This window comes from Priestia aryabhattai (assembly GCF_023715685.1).
Lineage (GTDB): Bacteria > Bacillota > Bacilli > Bacillales > Bacillaceae_H > Priestia > Priestia aryabhattai_B.
In genome coordinates this window covers 309,280-324,920 of record NZ_JAMBOQ010000005.1, presented here as the reverse complement: position 1 = coordinate 324,920, position 15,641 = coordinate 309,280, and the positions used below count along the sequence as shown (strand labels likewise).

Annotated in this window: 19 protein-coding genes; 4 read left to right on the top strand and 15 right to left on the bottom strand. The window is 37.8% G+C overall.

Annotated features, from left to right (window positions below; translation table 11 throughout):
- Positions 1–4 precede the first annotated feature (4 nt).
- The 5 genes from thrB to yutH form a co-directional block, all read right to left on the bottom strand.
- Positions 5–919 carry a homoserine kinase gene (thrB, locus tag M3225_RS22630; RefSeq protein WP_057239789.1) on the bottom strand — a complete coding sequence of 305 codons (915 nt, stop codon included), beginning with the start codon at positions 917–919 and terminating at the stop codon, positions 5–7.
- The gene (gene thrC, locus M3225_RS22625) at positions 913–1,974 is read right to left on the bottom strand and encodes a threonine synthase (protein ID WP_251397859.1); all 1,062 of its coding nucleotides are present in this window, start codon (positions 1,972–1,974) and stop codon (positions 913–915) included. Before thrC ends, thrB begins: the two co-directional genes overlap by 7 nt.
- Complete coding sequence (locus M3225_RS22620) at positions 1,974–3,275, bottom strand: homoserine dehydrogenase (RefSeq protein WP_251397502.1); 1,302 nt, start codon at positions 3,273–3,275, stop codon at positions 1,974–1,976. The genes thrC and M3225_RS22620 overlap by 1 nt, the downstream gene beginning before the upstream one ends.
- A gap of 241 nt (positions 3,276–3,516) precedes the next feature.
- On the bottom strand, positions 3,517–4,506 hold the full coding sequence (locus M3225_RS22615; protein ID WP_251397499.1) for a 2-hydroxyacid dehydrogenase: 990 nt from the start codon (positions 4,504–4,506) through the stop codon (positions 3,517–3,519).
- A gap of 117 nt (positions 4,507–4,623) precedes the next feature.
- Positions 4,624–5,625, bottom strand: coding sequence for a spore coat putative kinase YutH (yutH, locus tag M3225_RS22610; RefSeq protein ID WP_251397496.1), 1,002 nt, complete (start codon positions 5,623–5,625; stop codon positions 4,624–4,626).
- A 176-nt stretch (positions 5,626–5,801) separates the two neighbouring features.
- Between yutH and M3225_RS22605 the strand changes: the two genes are divergently transcribed.
- Complete coding sequence (locus tag M3225_RS22605; RefSeq protein ID WP_251397494.1) at positions 5,802–6,302, top strand: phosphatidylglycerophosphatase A family protein; 501 nt, start codon at positions 5,802–5,804, stop codon at positions 6,300–6,302.
- A 42-nt stretch (positions 6,303–6,344) separates the two neighbouring features.
- On the opposite strand, the gene M3225_RS22600 is transcribed toward M3225_RS22605, so the two are convergent.
- Entirely contained in the window at positions 6,345–7,115 is a 771-nt protein-coding gene (locus tag M3225_RS22600) for a TIGR01457 family HAD-type hydrolase (RefSeq protein WP_013059632.1), read from the bottom strand.
- A 74-nt stretch (positions 7,116–7,189) separates the two neighbouring features.
- Positions 7,190–7,627 (bottom strand): DUF86 domain-containing protein, encoded by a 438-nt coding sequence (locus M3225_RS22595; protein WP_251397492.1) that lies wholly within the window; start codon positions 7,625–7,627, stop codon positions 7,190–7,192.
- A gap of 162 nt (positions 7,628–7,789) precedes the next feature.
- Here M3225_RS22595 and M3225_RS22590 point away from each other — a divergent pair, with 162 nt between their 5' ends.
- Positions 7,790–8,056, top strand: coding sequence for a DUF3055 domain-containing protein (locus M3225_RS22590; protein WP_033580450.1), 267 nt, complete (start codon positions 7,790–7,792; stop codon positions 8,054–8,056).
- Positions 8,057–8,104: 48 nt separating this feature from the next.
- Here M3225_RS22590 and M3225_RS22585 read toward each other — a convergent pair whose 3' ends face one another.
- Positions 8,105–8,380, bottom strand: a complete 276-nt coding sequence (locus M3225_RS22585; protein WP_013059635.1) for a YutD family protein — start codon at positions 8,378–8,380, stop codon at positions 8,105–8,107.
- Between the two features lie 199 nt (positions 8,381–8,579).
- Between M3225_RS22585 and M3225_RS22580 the strand changes: the two genes are divergently transcribed.
- Positions 8,580–9,218, top strand: a complete 639-nt coding sequence (locus M3225_RS22580; RefSeq protein WP_251397490.1) for a YhcN/YlaJ family sporulation lipoprotein — start codon at positions 8,580–8,582, stop codon at positions 9,216–9,218.
- Between the two features lie 38 nt (positions 9,219–9,256).
- On the opposite strand, the gene lipA is transcribed toward M3225_RS22580, so the two are convergent.
- The gene (gene lipA, locus M3225_RS22575; protein WP_013059637.1) at positions 9,257–10,156 is read right to left on the bottom strand and encodes a lipoyl synthase; all 900 of its coding nucleotides are present in this window, start codon (positions 10,154–10,156) and stop codon (positions 9,257–9,259) included.
- Between the two features lie 316 nt (positions 10,157–10,472).
- Here lipA and M3225_RS22570 point away from each other — a divergent pair, with 316 nt between their 5' ends.
- Entirely contained in the window at positions 10,473–11,474 is a 1,002-nt protein-coding gene (locus M3225_RS22570; RefSeq protein ID WP_285885912.1) for a M23 family metallopeptidase, read from the top strand.
- A 28-nt stretch (positions 11,475–11,502) separates the two neighbouring features.
- On the opposite strand, the gene M3225_RS22565 is transcribed toward M3225_RS22570, so the two are convergent.
- The 6 genes from M3225_RS22565 to sufB form a co-directional block, all read right to left on the bottom strand.
- On the bottom strand, positions 11,503–11,619 hold the full coding sequence (locus M3225_RS22565; RefSeq protein ID WP_016765823.1) for a methionine/alanine import family NSS transporter small subunit: 117 nt from the start codon (positions 11,617–11,619) through the stop codon (positions 11,503–11,505).
- On the bottom strand, positions 11,619–11,894 hold the full coding sequence (locus M3225_RS22560; protein ID WP_251397488.1) for a hypothetical protein: 276 nt from the start codon (positions 11,892–11,894) through the stop codon (positions 11,619–11,621). Before M3225_RS22560 ends, M3225_RS22565 begins: the two co-directional genes overlap by 1 nt.
- Before the next feature lie 82 nt (positions 11,895–11,976).
- Positions 11,977–12,729 (bottom strand): sporulation protein YunB, encoded by a 753-nt coding sequence (gene yunB / locus M3225_RS22555; protein ID WP_251397486.1) that lies wholly within the window; start codon positions 12,727–12,729, stop codon positions 11,977–11,979.
- An 89-nt stretch (positions 12,730–12,818) separates the two neighbouring features.
- Positions 12,819–13,121 (bottom strand): YunC family protein, encoded by a 303-nt coding sequence (locus tag M3225_RS22550; RefSeq protein ID WP_013059641.1) that lies wholly within the window; start codon positions 13,119–13,121, stop codon positions 12,819–12,821.
- Positions 13,122–13,253: 132 nt separating this feature from the next.
- Positions 13,254–14,108 (bottom strand): DUF72 domain-containing protein, encoded by an 855-nt coding sequence (locus M3225_RS22545; RefSeq protein WP_251397484.1) that lies wholly within the window; start codon positions 14,106–14,108, stop codon positions 13,254–13,256.
- 102 nt (positions 14,109–14,210) lie between these two features.
- Positions 14,211–15,608 (bottom strand): Fe-S cluster assembly protein SufB, encoded by a 1,398-nt coding sequence (gene sufB / locus M3225_RS22540; RefSeq protein ID WP_013059643.1) that lies wholly within the window; start codon positions 15,606–15,608, stop codon positions 14,211–14,213.
- Positions 15,609–15,641 lie beyond the last annotated feature (33 nt).

Genomic DNA, 15,641 nt, shown 5'->3' with positions numbered 1-15,641 from the left:
TTTATTAGCTCGTTGTGACTTCAGCTTCTACAAATACACCTTTGCGATCAATTTGTAAAACATCTATTTCGCAGTTCGGCAGTAAAGCATACATATGTTCAGCAATCGCTTTTCCTTTTCCTTTTGGCGCTAAACATAACACACTCGGACCGGCTCCGCTTAGTGACACACCGTATGCGCCGAGAGCTTTTGCTTCTTTTCGCACAAGAGAAAGCTCTGGCACGAGCCTCATACGATAAGGTTCGTGATATAAATCTTTCTCCATAAATTCGCCTACCAGAGGTAAATCTTTATTTAACAGAGCTGCTACTAGCATGTTGCCGATTGCTCCAGCTTCTACTGCATGGCGATAATTAATATCGGAAGGCAGCACATCACGGGCATCTGTTGTTTTTAATTCATATTCTGGAATAGCCATCACGATATCGACATCAAATTCAGGTATTTGAGCAATATATGTTTCATTTTCATGATGGTAACCAACAACAATTCCTCCATAAATAGAAGGGCTGACGTTATCGGGATGTCCTTCCATTAAGCTGCTGATGCGAAGCTTTTCTCTTTTAGATAAACGCAAGTCACACAATACATTTGCCAGTTCGATTCCGGCTACGATAGCCGATGCGCTGCTTCCAAGTCCCCTTGCTAATGGAATGTTGCTCCAAACAGATACCTTCGCACTTGGAAGGTCAATGTTAAATTGACGAGCCACGTCCTGTGCCACTTCATACATTAAGTTATCTGTACCTGTGGGAATGCTTTGCACTTCTTTTGTTTCAGGGATAAAAATCCATTCGTCATGACGCTCTACTGTTAATCTTAAATAGCGAGATAAAGCCACTCCAATGGAATCAAATCCTGGCCCTAAATTAGCAGAGCTAGCTGGGACCGTAATGACAAAACGCTCATTTTCTAGCATGAAGCAACGACACCTTGGATATACTCAAATACCTTTTCTTCATCATTTGGTAAAACCACTGGCTTTACGTTATGAGCATCGATTGCTACGTTTGGATCTTTTAATCCGTTACCTGTTAGTACAGCTACAACCGTTGAACCTTTTTCAATTTTACCAGAAGCTACATCTTTGAATACACCAGCAATTGAAGCGCAAGAACCTGGCTCTGCAAATACGCCTTCTTTGCGTGCAATTGTACGATATGCTTCTAAGATTTGTTCATCTGTCACTTCATCAATTTTTCCGTTTGATTCTTTTGCTGCGTTTACAGCATAATCCCAGCTTGCTGGATTTCCGATTCGAATAGCCGTTGCAATTGTTTCTGGATTTTCGATAACTTCATTACGCACGATCGCCGCTGCACCCTCTGCTTCAAAACCGTGCATGTGAGGAAGAGATGTTTGGTGACGCTCACTGTATTCTTTGAATCCTTTCCAGTAAGCTGTAATATTCCCTGCATTCCCCACTGGGATAGCTAAAACGTCAGGTGCTTTTCCAAGCTGTTCACAAATCTCGAAAGAAGCTGTTTTTTGCCCTTCAATACGGTATGGGTTCACAGAGTTTACAAGTGCCACCGGTGATGTTTCACTTAGCTTACGAACCATAGAAAGCGCTTGGTCAAAGTTTCCTTCAATTGCTACAATTTCTGCACCATACATAACAGCTTGAGCTAATTTCCCCATCGCAATTTTCCCATTTGGAATAACAACGATACAGCGCATACCAGCGCGTGATGCATAAGCTGCTGCAGCTGCGGATGTGTTACCAGTAGATGCACAAATAACCGTATTGCTTCCTTCTTCTTTTGCTTTTGCTACAGCCATTACCATTCCGCGGTCTTTAAATGACCCCGTTGGATTTAACCCTTCTACTTTTACATGTAAATCAATGCCTAGCTCTTTGGATAAATGAGCAAGATGAATTAAAGGCGTATTTCCTTCATGTAGTGTAAGCATAGGTGTTTTCTCTGTTACAGGTAAAAATTCTTTATATTGAGCTAATAGACCTTTCCACATCATACTGTGCCAACTCCCTCTACGCGGTAACTGCTTTTTACATTTTCTACAATTGGTAAATCCCGAAGCTGCTGAAGGATTTCCTCATAATCTTTTTGAGATGTTTTATGTGTAACAACAACAATCTCGGCTAATTCGCTTCCTTTCACAGGAAGTTGGATAATTTTTTCGAAGCTCACGCCACGCTCTGAGAATAGTGTTGTTAATTTTGCAAATGCTCCAACTTGATCTTTAACATGAATACGTAAGAAATGCTTTGAAAACATTTCATCTTCTGCTTTTAACTGTTTTGGATACTGAGGTGTTACCGCACTTTTACCATTCACACCTAAACGCATGTTTTTCATAACACCTACTAAATCCGATACGACAGCAGTGGCAGTTGGTAGACTTCCTGCCCCCGGTCCATAGAACATAGTCTCTCCAACAGCTTCTCCGTATACATATACAGCGTTATACTCATCGCTTACTGAAGCAAGAGGATGTGTATCTGCTAAAAGAGTTGGTTGAACACTAACTTCTACATTGTCACCGTCACGATGTGCATATCCAATCAGTTTCATCGTATAGCCTAGTTGTTTACTATATTGCAAGTCTTCTTCCGTTACTTCTGTAATACCTTGAACACGAACATCATCCAAGTCAATTTTCATTGAAAATCCTAGTGTAGCCAAGATTGCCATTTTACGAGCAGCATCTAAACCACCTACATCAGAAGTTGGATCCGCTTCAGCATATCCTAAATCCTGCGCTTCTTTTAACACTTCATCATAAGCGCTTCCTTCTTTTGTCATTTTCGTTAAAATGAAGTTTGTTGTCCCATTTACAATTCCCATCATTTTGGTAATACGATCAGAAGCTAATCCATCTGCTAATCCACGAAGGATTGGAATACCGCCAGCTACACTTGCTTCATAAAATAAATCACAGTTGTTTTCAGAAGCTACTGTTAACAATTCTGAGCCGTAAACTGCCATTAAATCTTTGTTTGCCGTTACAACATGCTTTTTATTACGAAGGGCTGTTAAGATATAATCTCTTGTTTCTTCAACGCCACCCATTACTTCAATGACAACGTCAATCTCCGCGTTATGTAAAACGTCTTCAACATTCGTTGTTAATTTATCTTCACTGATTTCTACGCCACGTTTCTTATCAATATCTTTAACTACTACTTTTTTAACTTCTACAGGACACCCGACTTGATGACTTAATTTATCCTGATGATTTTCAATAATTTTGACTACTCCACTTCCTACCGTTCCTAACCCTAATAATCCTACTGAAATACTTTTTGTCATATTCCTCACCTCTGTGTTCTTTCTACGTATACATTTGTTCTCTTATAGAGGACATTATAGACCTTATTTTTCTTTTTTACAAGGTTTACTTGCCATCTTTTCTCATAAAAACGTTAAAAAAATCGGTATATAAAGATAAATGTAAATTTTTAAAATATTTCATTTTATTATCATAACATGGCTACCACTGTTTTTTAATAAAAAAAAGACAATTTCATCGAAATGAAATTGCCTTTTTCTATTATGATTTTTTCGCAAACGCTTCTTTATTTACAATTGTAATAGGAGACCCGTTTGTAAGTACTGCTTTAATGTTTTTTACACATAAAGAAATCATTTCCGTGCGCGTTTCGATACTGGCACTGCCGATATGAGGAAGAGCTACAACATTAGGTAACTGAAGAAGAGGGTGAGCAGTAGAAACGGGCTCTTGATCGAATACATCCAAGCCTGCTCCAGCAATTTCACCGGATTGAATTGCATGTAACAACGCTTGCTCATCAACCACTGCTCCTCTTGAAGCATTAATAAAAATCGCAGTTTTTTTCATCTGTTCAAATGCTTCAGCATTAAATAAATGTTTGGTTTCCTCCGTTAACGGTGTCAAACAAACAACAAAATCAGATCGTTCAAGCAGCTCATTTAACTCACAGTAAATTGCATCAAGCTTTTGTTCTGCTTGAAGGTTGCGGCTTCGATTGTGGTAAAGGATTTCCATATCAAAACCTGTAGCACGTTTCGCAAGCGTCTCTCCAATTTTCCCCATTCCAACAATACCTAGTGTTTTATGATGAACATCTCTACCCGCTAACAAAAATGGGCTCCAGCTTTTCCACTGATTTTCTTTCACATATTCAGCAGCTTCTACTAAACGTCTAGCTACACTCATTAACAAACCAAACGTTAAATCTGCTGTTGTATCAGATAAAACAGCAGGCGTATTAGAAACGATAACTCCTCGTTTAGTTGCTGCTTCTACGTCAATATTATCGAATCCGACCGCCAAGTTAGCTACAAGCTTTAAGTGAGGAGCTTGCGTAAGTAATTCACTATCAATACGATCTGAAAGCATTGTTAATAGAGCATGTGCGTGCTTAGCTTTTTCACAAAGCAGCTCATGAGGGACTGCCTCATCTTCTTTATCCCACATTTCCACATTCGCTACTGCCTTTAAAGGTTCAATTGACTCATTCGGTATTTTTCTCGTAATAAATACAAACGGCTTGTCCATATGTACGCCACCTCTTTATCCTTTTTAAACTGCATGCATAAAAACAAAATAGAAAAACGGGTTTGGATTATCCAACACCTATTTTTCTATTTTATCATATTCTATAGTAATCGCTTTTTAATGAATCCATGTTAATTCAGGAATGTGATAACGAGACGTTGAAATGCCCATCGACTGGTAAAAGCGCTTCAGAAAAGCTTCGTAGTGAGAAGAATGAGCTAATACCCCTTCTAGCTTCTCATAATACTTTTGTTTTTGCTGCTCATCTTGTACACTGTAGTACCCTTCAATGACCTCAAAATAATGAACAGGAAAAAGAAGTCTAGCATATAACAGTCTCCATGAAAAAGAAGAAAGTGGATTTACCTTTTCATATTCACTTAAAAACTGATGCATGTGCCTTTCATCGACAGCGTATGTTAATAAATATTGTTCCCTTATATATTCAGCTATATCTCTGCTAGGATGATCAAAGACCCAATCTGCTGGGAGCTTGTAAACGTAGTCTTCCCCCCATGTTTTTTGCCCGAACCGATGATGACAAATCGTCGCAGCGTCAACTGACCGAGGCAAATCATCAATTTCCGTGTCTACTAGGTATTGAATAGCATTTTCCGTTAATCCTAGGTAATAAGGAAAAGTTTCTAAAAAACGTTTTTCCATCTCTTGATTAGGCAAAGCACGTAATCTTCCATACCAAAATTGCTCCATCTGGTCGAGACGCTTCTCCCACATGGACTTCCATTGCCCTAGCCGGTTTGCTTTTTCCACTTCATAAGGAAACAGCCTCCCTTTTTGATGAAAAACAGCTAGCTCGTGCCCAGGTGAAAAATTGGGGTTTTTCTCTTCCGCAAGACAGCGGCAAATGATAAATTTTTCAGTTTCAGTTTCTGTAATCATTTCACCATTCAAATTAGGCATAAATGTTGCCACATGGCGATCACCTTGCCCCATCAGAAATTGACTCATTTGATATAGTTCATTTAACTCGTCTTGTTCCATTTGCTTTACATTAATGATCGTATATAAAATATCTCGATACTGAAAACCTTCAAATTTACCAACGGGCATAAATTCGTTTGGACGTAATCCGTAATGCTCATAAATGGTTTGTATCATTTTAATCCCTCTCTTCATTCATTCAAGAAATTATATGATGGAAAACAACATTACTTGTCATAATATTTACGGAGGAATGAATAGATTAGAAATACACCATTTATAGTTATTTACTCCGGGTTAGTAGTATGAAACAACTTTAGACTTAAAAATATATAGAAAACAGGTGATGATACTTGGAGAAAAAACATACACAAAGTGAGTTAGAAAAAAAAGCAAGAGAATGGTTAATAGAACGCGGCGTGGCTCTTACAGACATTGCTGAACTGGTCTATTACTTGCAAAAAAAGTATCACCCAAACTTAACAATCGAAGACTGTTTATATAACGTCGAGCGCGTCATTTCTAAACGAGAAGTTCAAAATGCTATTTTAACGGGTATTCAACTAGATGTCCTTACAGAAAAAAAAATTATTGAGCCGCCTCTTTTAGATATTCTTGAGAAAGACGAAGGTTTATACGGTATCGATGAGATTTTAGCATTATCGATTGTAAATGTTTACGGATCAATCGGCTTTACCAATTACGGGTATATCGATAAACAAAAGCCAGGTATTCTAGAAAGATTAAACGATAAATCTACTGGAGAGTGCCATACTTTCTTAGATGATTTAGTAGGCGCAATTGCCGCCGCTGCTTCTAGTCGATTAGCGCATCGGGCTGCTAGCCAAGAATAGCAAGGTTTTAAAAAACAAAAAAAGCTGTCAATTGACAGCTTTTTAAATTCGCTCCATCCACTCTTTTAGTGAATCTACCGTATAAGTTGGCTTTTTTTCATATCCTTCTAGTAACTCTCTTGTCGTTACCCCTGTATGGACTAATAATGTATCTAAGCCCGCATTCATCCCTGCTAAAATATCTGTATCGTAGTAATCACCAATCATGATCGTTTCTTCTTTTGGCGTACCGATGACTTCAAGGGCTTGTTCCATAATAATACTTTCTGGCTTGCCAATAAATACTGGATTTGTTTGAGTAGAAACCGTAATAACGGACGTGATAGATCCATTACCAGGCAGTAAGCCTCTTTCAGTAGGAATCGCAATATCTCCGTTTGTTGAAACAAAAAAGGCGCCGTTTCGAACGTTCAAACATGCTTTTGCTAATTTTTCATATGTAATTTCTTGATCCAAACCAACAACTACAAAATCTGTATCTTCCTCTTCAATGGTAAATCCTTTTTCAAGCAAAGCATGTCGGATTCCTTCTCCACCAATTACATAAGCTGAAGCGTTTGCTTTGCGTTCATGCAAATAATTAGCTGTTGCCTGACTTGTTGTAAAAACTTGCTCTTCTGTTGCAGGAATGCCAAATGCCTCTAGCTTTTCAGCTACTTTATCAGGCGTTTTTGTTGAGTTGTTTGTTACAAATAAATAAGGAATTCCTTTTTCCTTTAATTTAATAACAAAATCACGCGCCTCGGCAATTAGCTCTGTTCCTTTGTACATTGTTCCGTCTAAATCAATCAAATACCCTTTATATTCCTTCATGTTGTGTGATCTCCTTTCAAGTGTCATACTTGAAATCATAGCTTATTTTTTATACTACTACAACTTGCTTGTTTTTAGTTACGAAAAGCAGACACAGGTCCTAATTCTGTTTCTAGGTATATCCTTACGCGCTCTGAAAATGCTGCCACTACGTCTTTATGCTGCATCACTTTTTGATAAATATCCTGATGATTAACATCCACATATTCTTGAACAAGGCTTTTACGCAATTGAATGATCTCTTTTAATGGCGTTTCTTCTTCTTTTTTAACCACTTTCTCATCAACTAAAATGTCAATGATATCGTCGTAACTTCCTGGATCTCTCATAATAAATCCATCGATCATTGCATTTCCTACATCTAAAACGTTTTCAATTAAAAGATGTACAATTCTCTCTAATGCCTTTTTCTCTATTTCTGTATTCCAGCTCGAATGCTCAGCAAACAAACGAACATGTTCATCAAAAAAAACAAGCGTGGCTTCTATTTTTTCACGATCTACAAAGTACATATTATTTCCTCCCTAGTTGTCAGCTCTCTATAAATCTTCTTTCATAAGCAAACGGGCTTCCTGTTCTATTTTATCATGACCCATTATCCATTTGATAAATTCATTTTTGTTTTTGGCCTTATTTGATATGATACAAATACAACCTATGAAAGGAGTATACCTATGAGCGAACGCTTTTATCTATATGACGATGTCGTATCTACAAAGACCCGGTTTGTCAGCTTTATGGGCGAAAATCAACGGTTTGATTTAGCAATCATCCAAACCGACCGTTATTATGGCAAACAAGTTGTTCTTGATATTCAAGGAGGACGCTTTGCCATTATTGGACAAGATGACCTTGAAGAACCCCACTATCTTGAAGAAGTATTTAAACTAAACAGCGAAGATGGTCAGGAACTTCGCGAATTTTTATATGAAATCATCTAAAAAAAAAGGCAGCGTGAAGGACAATTAGTGTCTTCGGCTTGCCTTTTTTTACTTATGGACTTTTTTTAAGACAAAATACGCACAGCCAAAATTACAATATTCATGTAAATAGTCTTGAAGCGTACTAATCTTCGTATCATACGTTGCCTTTTGGTTACGATCATCAAAAAAGCCTCGCAATCGAAGCTGATTGTATCCCCAATCCCCCACAATATAGTCATAGCGGCTCAGCACGTCGATAAAGCGACCTCTAAACGCCTCTTCATTAAATGCCTCGCGCTCATCTTTTAATACTTCATAACAAATATTATTGATACAGACCATTGCTCACACCTCTTCTCTTAAAATTTACCATACCATAATTATGATGATGAAACCATCAATTAACATGAAATTTTTCACGTATAAGCAGCACTCTAATCCTGTAGGAGTTTTATCGATATACCTACTGATCTTTTATGCTCTACATGAAGGTTTGCCGGTTTACCTGGCGTACGATATTTAACTACAGGAGGTGGAAATGATGAAGAAATCTATTCTTGGAATCGCTTTGATAACAAGTATTTTAACCATTGGCTGTCAAAATAAAAACACAGCTGAAAATGAAAATTTATCACCAAACAACCCAGATGCCATTAATGTAAACGAGCCTAATCATTATTATAATCCAAATAATAATAGCGGCACAAATTATGGATATGTCCGATACACTAAAAACACAAATGAACAAAGTTCCAATATGAACCAAGTAGGAACATTTAATCGAGAAGAAGCAGCCGATAATATTAGTAAACTGAGCACCGCTATTCCAAATATTAAGCAAGCCGCTACGCTAGTAACCGATAAAGATGTGCTTGTTGCTTATAAAACAGATCCTAAAAATAGGAACAACGCAGCCGATCAGGTAAAACGTACAGCCATGTCTGTAGTTCCTCGTTATTATCATGTATACGTCTCAGATAATCCGAAACATATGGACCAAATCGAAAATATCAGTGAAATGAATACGCAAACGGCCGATGCTAGAAAACGAATCGATGGAGTTATTCAACAAATGCTAAAATCTCCCCAAGGGCGTAAAATGAACAGCGGAGAAGATGCAAATGGAAGAGAGAAAAATGAATTGAATGAATCGATGACGGACAAAGATATGGTGGAATAAACAAAAAAGGTGATGAGCGTATCATCACCTTTTTTACCTTATTTGCTTTCTTGTGCTTTGTTTTTTGCAGCAGCGTTAACTTGCTCATCTGCATGGTAAGAAGAACGTACAAGAGGACCTGCTTCAACATGGCTGAATCCTTTTGATAATGCAATTTCTTTTAGCTCTTCAAACTCATTTGGATGGTAATATTTTTGAACTTTTATGTGCTTTTTAGTTGGCTGTAGATATTGGCCTAGCGTCATAATATCTACATTGTTCGCACGCAAATCATCCATCGTTTCAATAATTTCTTCTTTTGTTTCTCCTAGACCAAGCATGATACTTGATTTTGTAGGGATATCCGGCTGCATTTCTTTTGCACGGCGAAGGAACTCAAGAGAACGCTCATATTTAGCACGAGCACGAACACGAGGCGTAAGGCTACGTACTGTTTCAATATTATGATTTAAAATATCAGGACGTGCGTCCATTACAATACGTAAGTTCTCTTCCACACCGCCCATATCAGAAGGCAATACTTCAATTGTTGTGAATGGATTTTTACGACGAATCGCACGAATTGTTTCAGCTAATACGCTTGCTCCTCCGTCTTTCAAATCATCGCGAGCTACTACTGTAATAACCGCATGTTTTAAGTTCATTAGCTGAACAGAATCCGCTACGCGTTCTGGCTCTTCTAAATCTAATTCTGTTGGTAAACCTGTCTTAACCGCGCAAAAACGACAGGCACGTGTACATACTTCTCCTAAAATCATAAAAGTTGCCGTACGACGAACAGCCCAACACTCATGAATATTCGGACATCTTGCTTCTTCACAAACTGTATGAAGGTTTTTCTCACGCATCATTTTCTTTAAGCCTGTGTAATTTTCGTTTGTGTTTAGCTTAATCTTCAACCACTCGGGTTTGCGGACATGCTCTTCTTTTGTTGCCATATTATCAACTCCACCAATCTAGAAAATGTCTATAACCTATATGCTTAATTTTAACTACATATTAAAAACATAACTATATGTCACTTTATCATAAAAAAGTGAGATTCGACAAGTTGTCTGCTCTTTATTTCCCTCAGTTTTCTTCTATTTTCCATGCCAATGTGTGCGTTTTCATCCTCCATATAATTTCCATTTATCTTCTGAATAAAATTCTTTAAAAAAGTTTTGAAGCAATTTCCATTAATTAATATTTATGAAATCTTTTTTCTCGCTGCAAACTAGTGTTACACACTATTTTTAGAAAGGGGGAAACACGATGCGCAAAACGATTATCTTACTTTTTATGTTCATGTCTATATTCACAGGATGGCACCACGTAACAGCTGAATCTTCAGCGGATCAAGAAAAACTGCTTATTCAAAAGAGATTAGAGCTGTATAAACAAATGGAAGCCGCTACTACGATTCCTTGGTATTACTTTGCTGGGATTGACCAGTATGAAAGAAATATTCGACGCTCTCATAAAGATATTCCAAGAGAAAAAGGTGCGATCGCCATTTATTATCCTCCAGAAAAATGGTCAGGTTCTTTAAATCCAAATTTGGAAGATACAAACCCACTTACTATTTCTCTCCTCGGGGGAATGGGCAAAGATGGGAACGGAGACAAAAAAGCAGACCAATTTAATGATGAAGATATGCTTTTTACAATGGCAGATTATATTCGGACGTTCGGGGTGTCCGAAGACTATATTAAAATTGCGCTTTGGAACTATTATCACCGGGCTAAAGCGGTTGATATTATTTTAGGGAATGCTAAAATTTTTCGCCATTACGGTCGTATTGATTTAAAAGGTTCTTCATTTCCTGTGCCTCTCCGTGCGAACTACAGTTATCGCAGTACATGGGGAGATGCGCGCGGCTGGGGTGGAAAACGAATTCATGAAGGAACAGACATTTTTGCAGATTATGGAGTTCCAGTAAAATCCCCTTGCTATGGCATTATTGAACTTAAAGGATGGAATAAATATGGAGGCTGGCGAATCGGTATTCGGGACCTTCATAATAACTATCACTATTTAGCTCATTTAAGCGGATTTGCAAAAAATTTAAAAGTAGGACAAATTGTAGAACCAGGAACACTCATTGGCGGAGTAGGAAGTTCCGGTTATGGACCTCCTGGAACTTCTGGGAAATTCCCTCCTCACTTGCATTATGGAATGTATAAAGATAACGGCAGAAATGAGTGGTCGTTTGACCCATATCCTCAGTTAAGAACGTGGGAAAGAAATGATCGTTTAGAGCTAAAGAAAAAATAAAAAACAGGAAGCAAATGCTTCTTGTTTTTTATCCTGATGCTTTACTTTCTTTTGCTTTTTTCACAGCATGAGCAATACTCGCGGCCAAGCCGCCCCATATGATGACCATCCCTACAACCATCATTGTAATTGAACTTCCATCCATTATTTAGAAATCCCTTTCTCTTTAACTGACAAACGGATCGTCCCATCTTTCCATCGTGCAAAAGAGAAAGTAATCCCTAAAATAACAGCCAGAGCTGCCACACCCCAACCAAAAGGACCTACAAAAGCCGTTGCATACTGTTCGTAATTTTCCGAAATATTTTTTCGGAAGTTATCAAACATCATATACCCAAGTACAAGTGGTGTAACTACTCCTAAACATATTTTCCACCATGATCCGATTCGTATTATAGAAAATTCAGATAAATCATCCAATGAATAAAAGCAGGTATGAAAGTCTTTTTGAACTTCCGCACCTGCTTTTACAATAATACTTTATCACGTTAATATAATATTGTTAATTTTTCTTCGGAAGTTCAATGGCCGGAGAAGACGAGTTTCCACCGTTAAAATAGTCAGGAACATTTCCAGGGATAACGGTCCCTCCTACCGGAATTGTAGCCGTAACGGTTGTTTTTCTAGTTGCAAACGGGATAATGATTTGCATGTTTACTTTTACTTTGATAGATACTTCAAGAAACGCATTATTTATTCCATACTCCTCGATTTTCCGCACTACGTCTGTTTGAACGTCACCAATAGCATGAAACTTAACCGGAATCAACGGACCTAAATTTCCAAGCAGCGCATTATTAGTAGCTTGCCCAAGCGGAACTTGGTATACAATTCCTTGATTACGCAACTTTGCACTTTTTTCAATACGAATATCTGTTGGAAGTTCAAGTGCATCTAAATTCCCTTTCTCTGCTTCTTTCAAGTTAGCCTGGACAAATGACGTAGTCTGAGCTCTAACCCGATTTACAAGCGCTGTATCGATTTTGGCTACTTGACCGTTAGGTGTAGATTCCACTTTAATGACATCTACGTCTAATTGATCAAGTACCTGTTTATTCACCGCTTTATTAATAACTAAAGTTGCAATCTCTTTTGTTTGTGCTTCAGCATATTTCATTAACGTCGGTTCAATCCCTCTATTAATTAGCCATAATCCTACACCCGTGGAAAGCATAAAAAAAAGAAAGGTGAGCAACAGAACGTAGCGAAAAGGAAGCGGGCCTTTTCTTGTTAATTTCCGACGAAGTTTAACCAAAAAAAATCCCTCCTTACAAGCTATATGTATGCATGTATAAGGAGGTTCACGCTTCTTTTAAAAAGTTTTATCTTAAATTCTCCACTATATTAAAGCATTTTTAATAACGCATCTTTACCAATTGTTCCTTTAAAAATCCCTCTTTTTTCAGCTTCAAGCGTTACAGATTCAAGCGGTGCTTCAAGAAGCTGCTCAATTGTACGTACTCCTACGGCTCTTCCTGCTATTATTTGACGATCAGCTAATTTATCATTTAATAGACCTACGTCTAGTGCTCCGCACATAATGTACCCTTTATCTGATGAGATTGTTAACAGAGTTGTTTTTGGCAGCAATACGGTAACTGCATTAAACGTATGACCTTCAATTACGATAGGCGCTAAGGTAATCATAGTAACTCACTCCTTTCTTTAATCAATTTATGATATTTAAAGAAAAAAGTGAGGTTTTACATATACTTTTCTACCTATTTGACGTTTATATTCCTTCTTCCTTATTTATATAAACTTTTATAGGACTCAGTGCTAAAATTCGTTAAAAAAATCTAATTGTTTAGGAGCTAAATTCTCATATTCAATATTTAATATACTCATGAGCTGTTTGGCATTATGTACAGCATCTCCGCCGGAGTTATTATTAAATAACAGGTAAATGTCCTTCGTTTGCTTTTGCAGCTTTTCAAGGCGTTTTTTCCACTCTAGGAGCTCTTTTTCATTGTAACGATACAAAAACCTTACCGCTCGCCAATTGCCTTCTGCAGGCTTGTTCCAGCCGTGCACGTTTCGTCCATGAAAACGTATGAGTGTTTTCTGTTTATCTGTAGCATGAATCACAATTGGAATAGATCCTTCTCCTGCCTGCGGTTCATCACAAATACCATGAATCCACTTCTCTTGTTCCATAAACGTTAGCGTTTTATCATAGAAAAATGGCTTAAACCAAGTTTGATTTCGAAACTCAAGAGCTACTGGCAAATCTCCAAACTTCTCACGGCTATATCTCAAATATGCTACGTTTTCTTTGGTACAGTCAAACCAAGGTGGCATTTGAAATAAAATCATAGCCAGCTTATTCGAGGTTACGTACGGCTTCACTGAATCTAAAAATGCATTAAACATTTCTTCCTTGCTATCAAACGGATTTCCTTCTCTCATATGCCCTGTCATGCCTTGATAGGCTTTTACCACAAAACGAAAAGATTCGGGTGTATCATTCACCCACTTTTCTACATTTGATTTGGGTTGAATTGCGTAAAAAGATGAATCGACTTCAACAATTGGAAAATGGCCTGCGTATACGGCAAGCTTGTCTCTTGATGAAACACCCGCTTCATATAATGAATCATGATCTCCCCAGCCTGTGACTCCAATATAAATCATGCCATTCCTCCTCTATTTTCTTAGCATCGCTTTTCTTTATTTTAATACAAACTATACAAAAAAACTCGTTTGCATAAACAGCAAACGAGTTTTTATCTATTATTAACCGATTGAACCTTCCATTTCAAATTTGATTAGACGGTTCATTTCTACTGCATATTCCATTGGAAGCTCTTTTGTAAATGGCTCAATAAAGCCCATTACAATCATTTCTGTTGCTTCTTCTTCAGAAATACCGCGGCTCATTAGGTAGAATAATTGTTCTTCAGATACTTTCGATACTTTCGCTTCATGCTCAAGTGAGATGTTATCATTTAAAATCTCATTGTACGGAATTGTATCAGAAGTTGATTGATTATCCATAATTAGCGTATCACACTCAATGTTCGCACGTGCGCCTTCTGCTTTACGGCCGAAGTGTACGATACCGCGGTATGTTACTTTACCGCCTTGTTTTGAAATTGATTTTGATACGATTGTTGAAGATGTGTTTGGTGCTAAATGAATCATTTTTGCACCAGCATCTTGGTGCTGTCCTTTACCAGCAAGGGCAATGGATAATGTCATACCACGTGCACCTTCGCCTTTTAAGATAACAGCTGGATATTTCATTGTTAACTTAGAACCGATGTTTCCATCAATCCATTCCATTGTTGCGTTTGCTTCACAAACTGCGCGTTTTGTTACAAGGTTGTATACGTTGTTCGCCCAGTTTTGAATTGTTGTATAGCGGCAATACGCGTCTTTTTTGATAATGATTTCTACAACGGCACTGTGAAGAGAGTTTGTTGTATAAACAGGTGCTGTACAGCCCTCTACATAGTGAACGTGTGAGCCTTCATCAGCAATAATTAACGTACGCTCAAACTGTCCCATATTTTCAGAGTTAATACGGAAATAAGCTTGTAATGGCGTATCTACTTTTACGCCTTTTGGTACGTAAATGAATGATCCACCAGACCAAACCGCCGAGTTAAGAGCAGAGAATTTGTTATCCGTTGGCGGGATAACTTTTCCAAAATGCTCGCGGAAAATATCTTCGTTTTCTTTTAGCGCCGTATCTGTATCTTTAAATACAATACCTTGTGCTTCAAGATCTTCTTTCATGTTGTGATAAACAACTTCAGATTCGTACTGAGCTGATACACCCGCAAGATATTTTTGCTCTGCTTCAGGAATACCAAGTTTATCAAACGTTTGTTTAATTTCTTCAGGAACTTCATCCCAAGAGCGTTCAGACTTCTCAGATGGTTTTACGTAGTACGTAATTTCATCAAAGTCTAAGCTCGCCATGTCTCCGCCCCACTGTGGCATTGGCATGTTGTAGAAGTGCTCTAAAGACTTCAAACGGAAGTCAAGCATCCATTGTGGTTCCTCTTTCATACGAGAAATTTCTTCTACGATTTCTTTTGTTAAACCGCGTTTAGAGCGGAAAATTGATACGTCTTTATCGGAAAATCCATATTTATAATCGCCGATCTCTGGCATTTTTTTAGCCATCTTTTATTACCCCCTACTTGATAGGATTGGGAA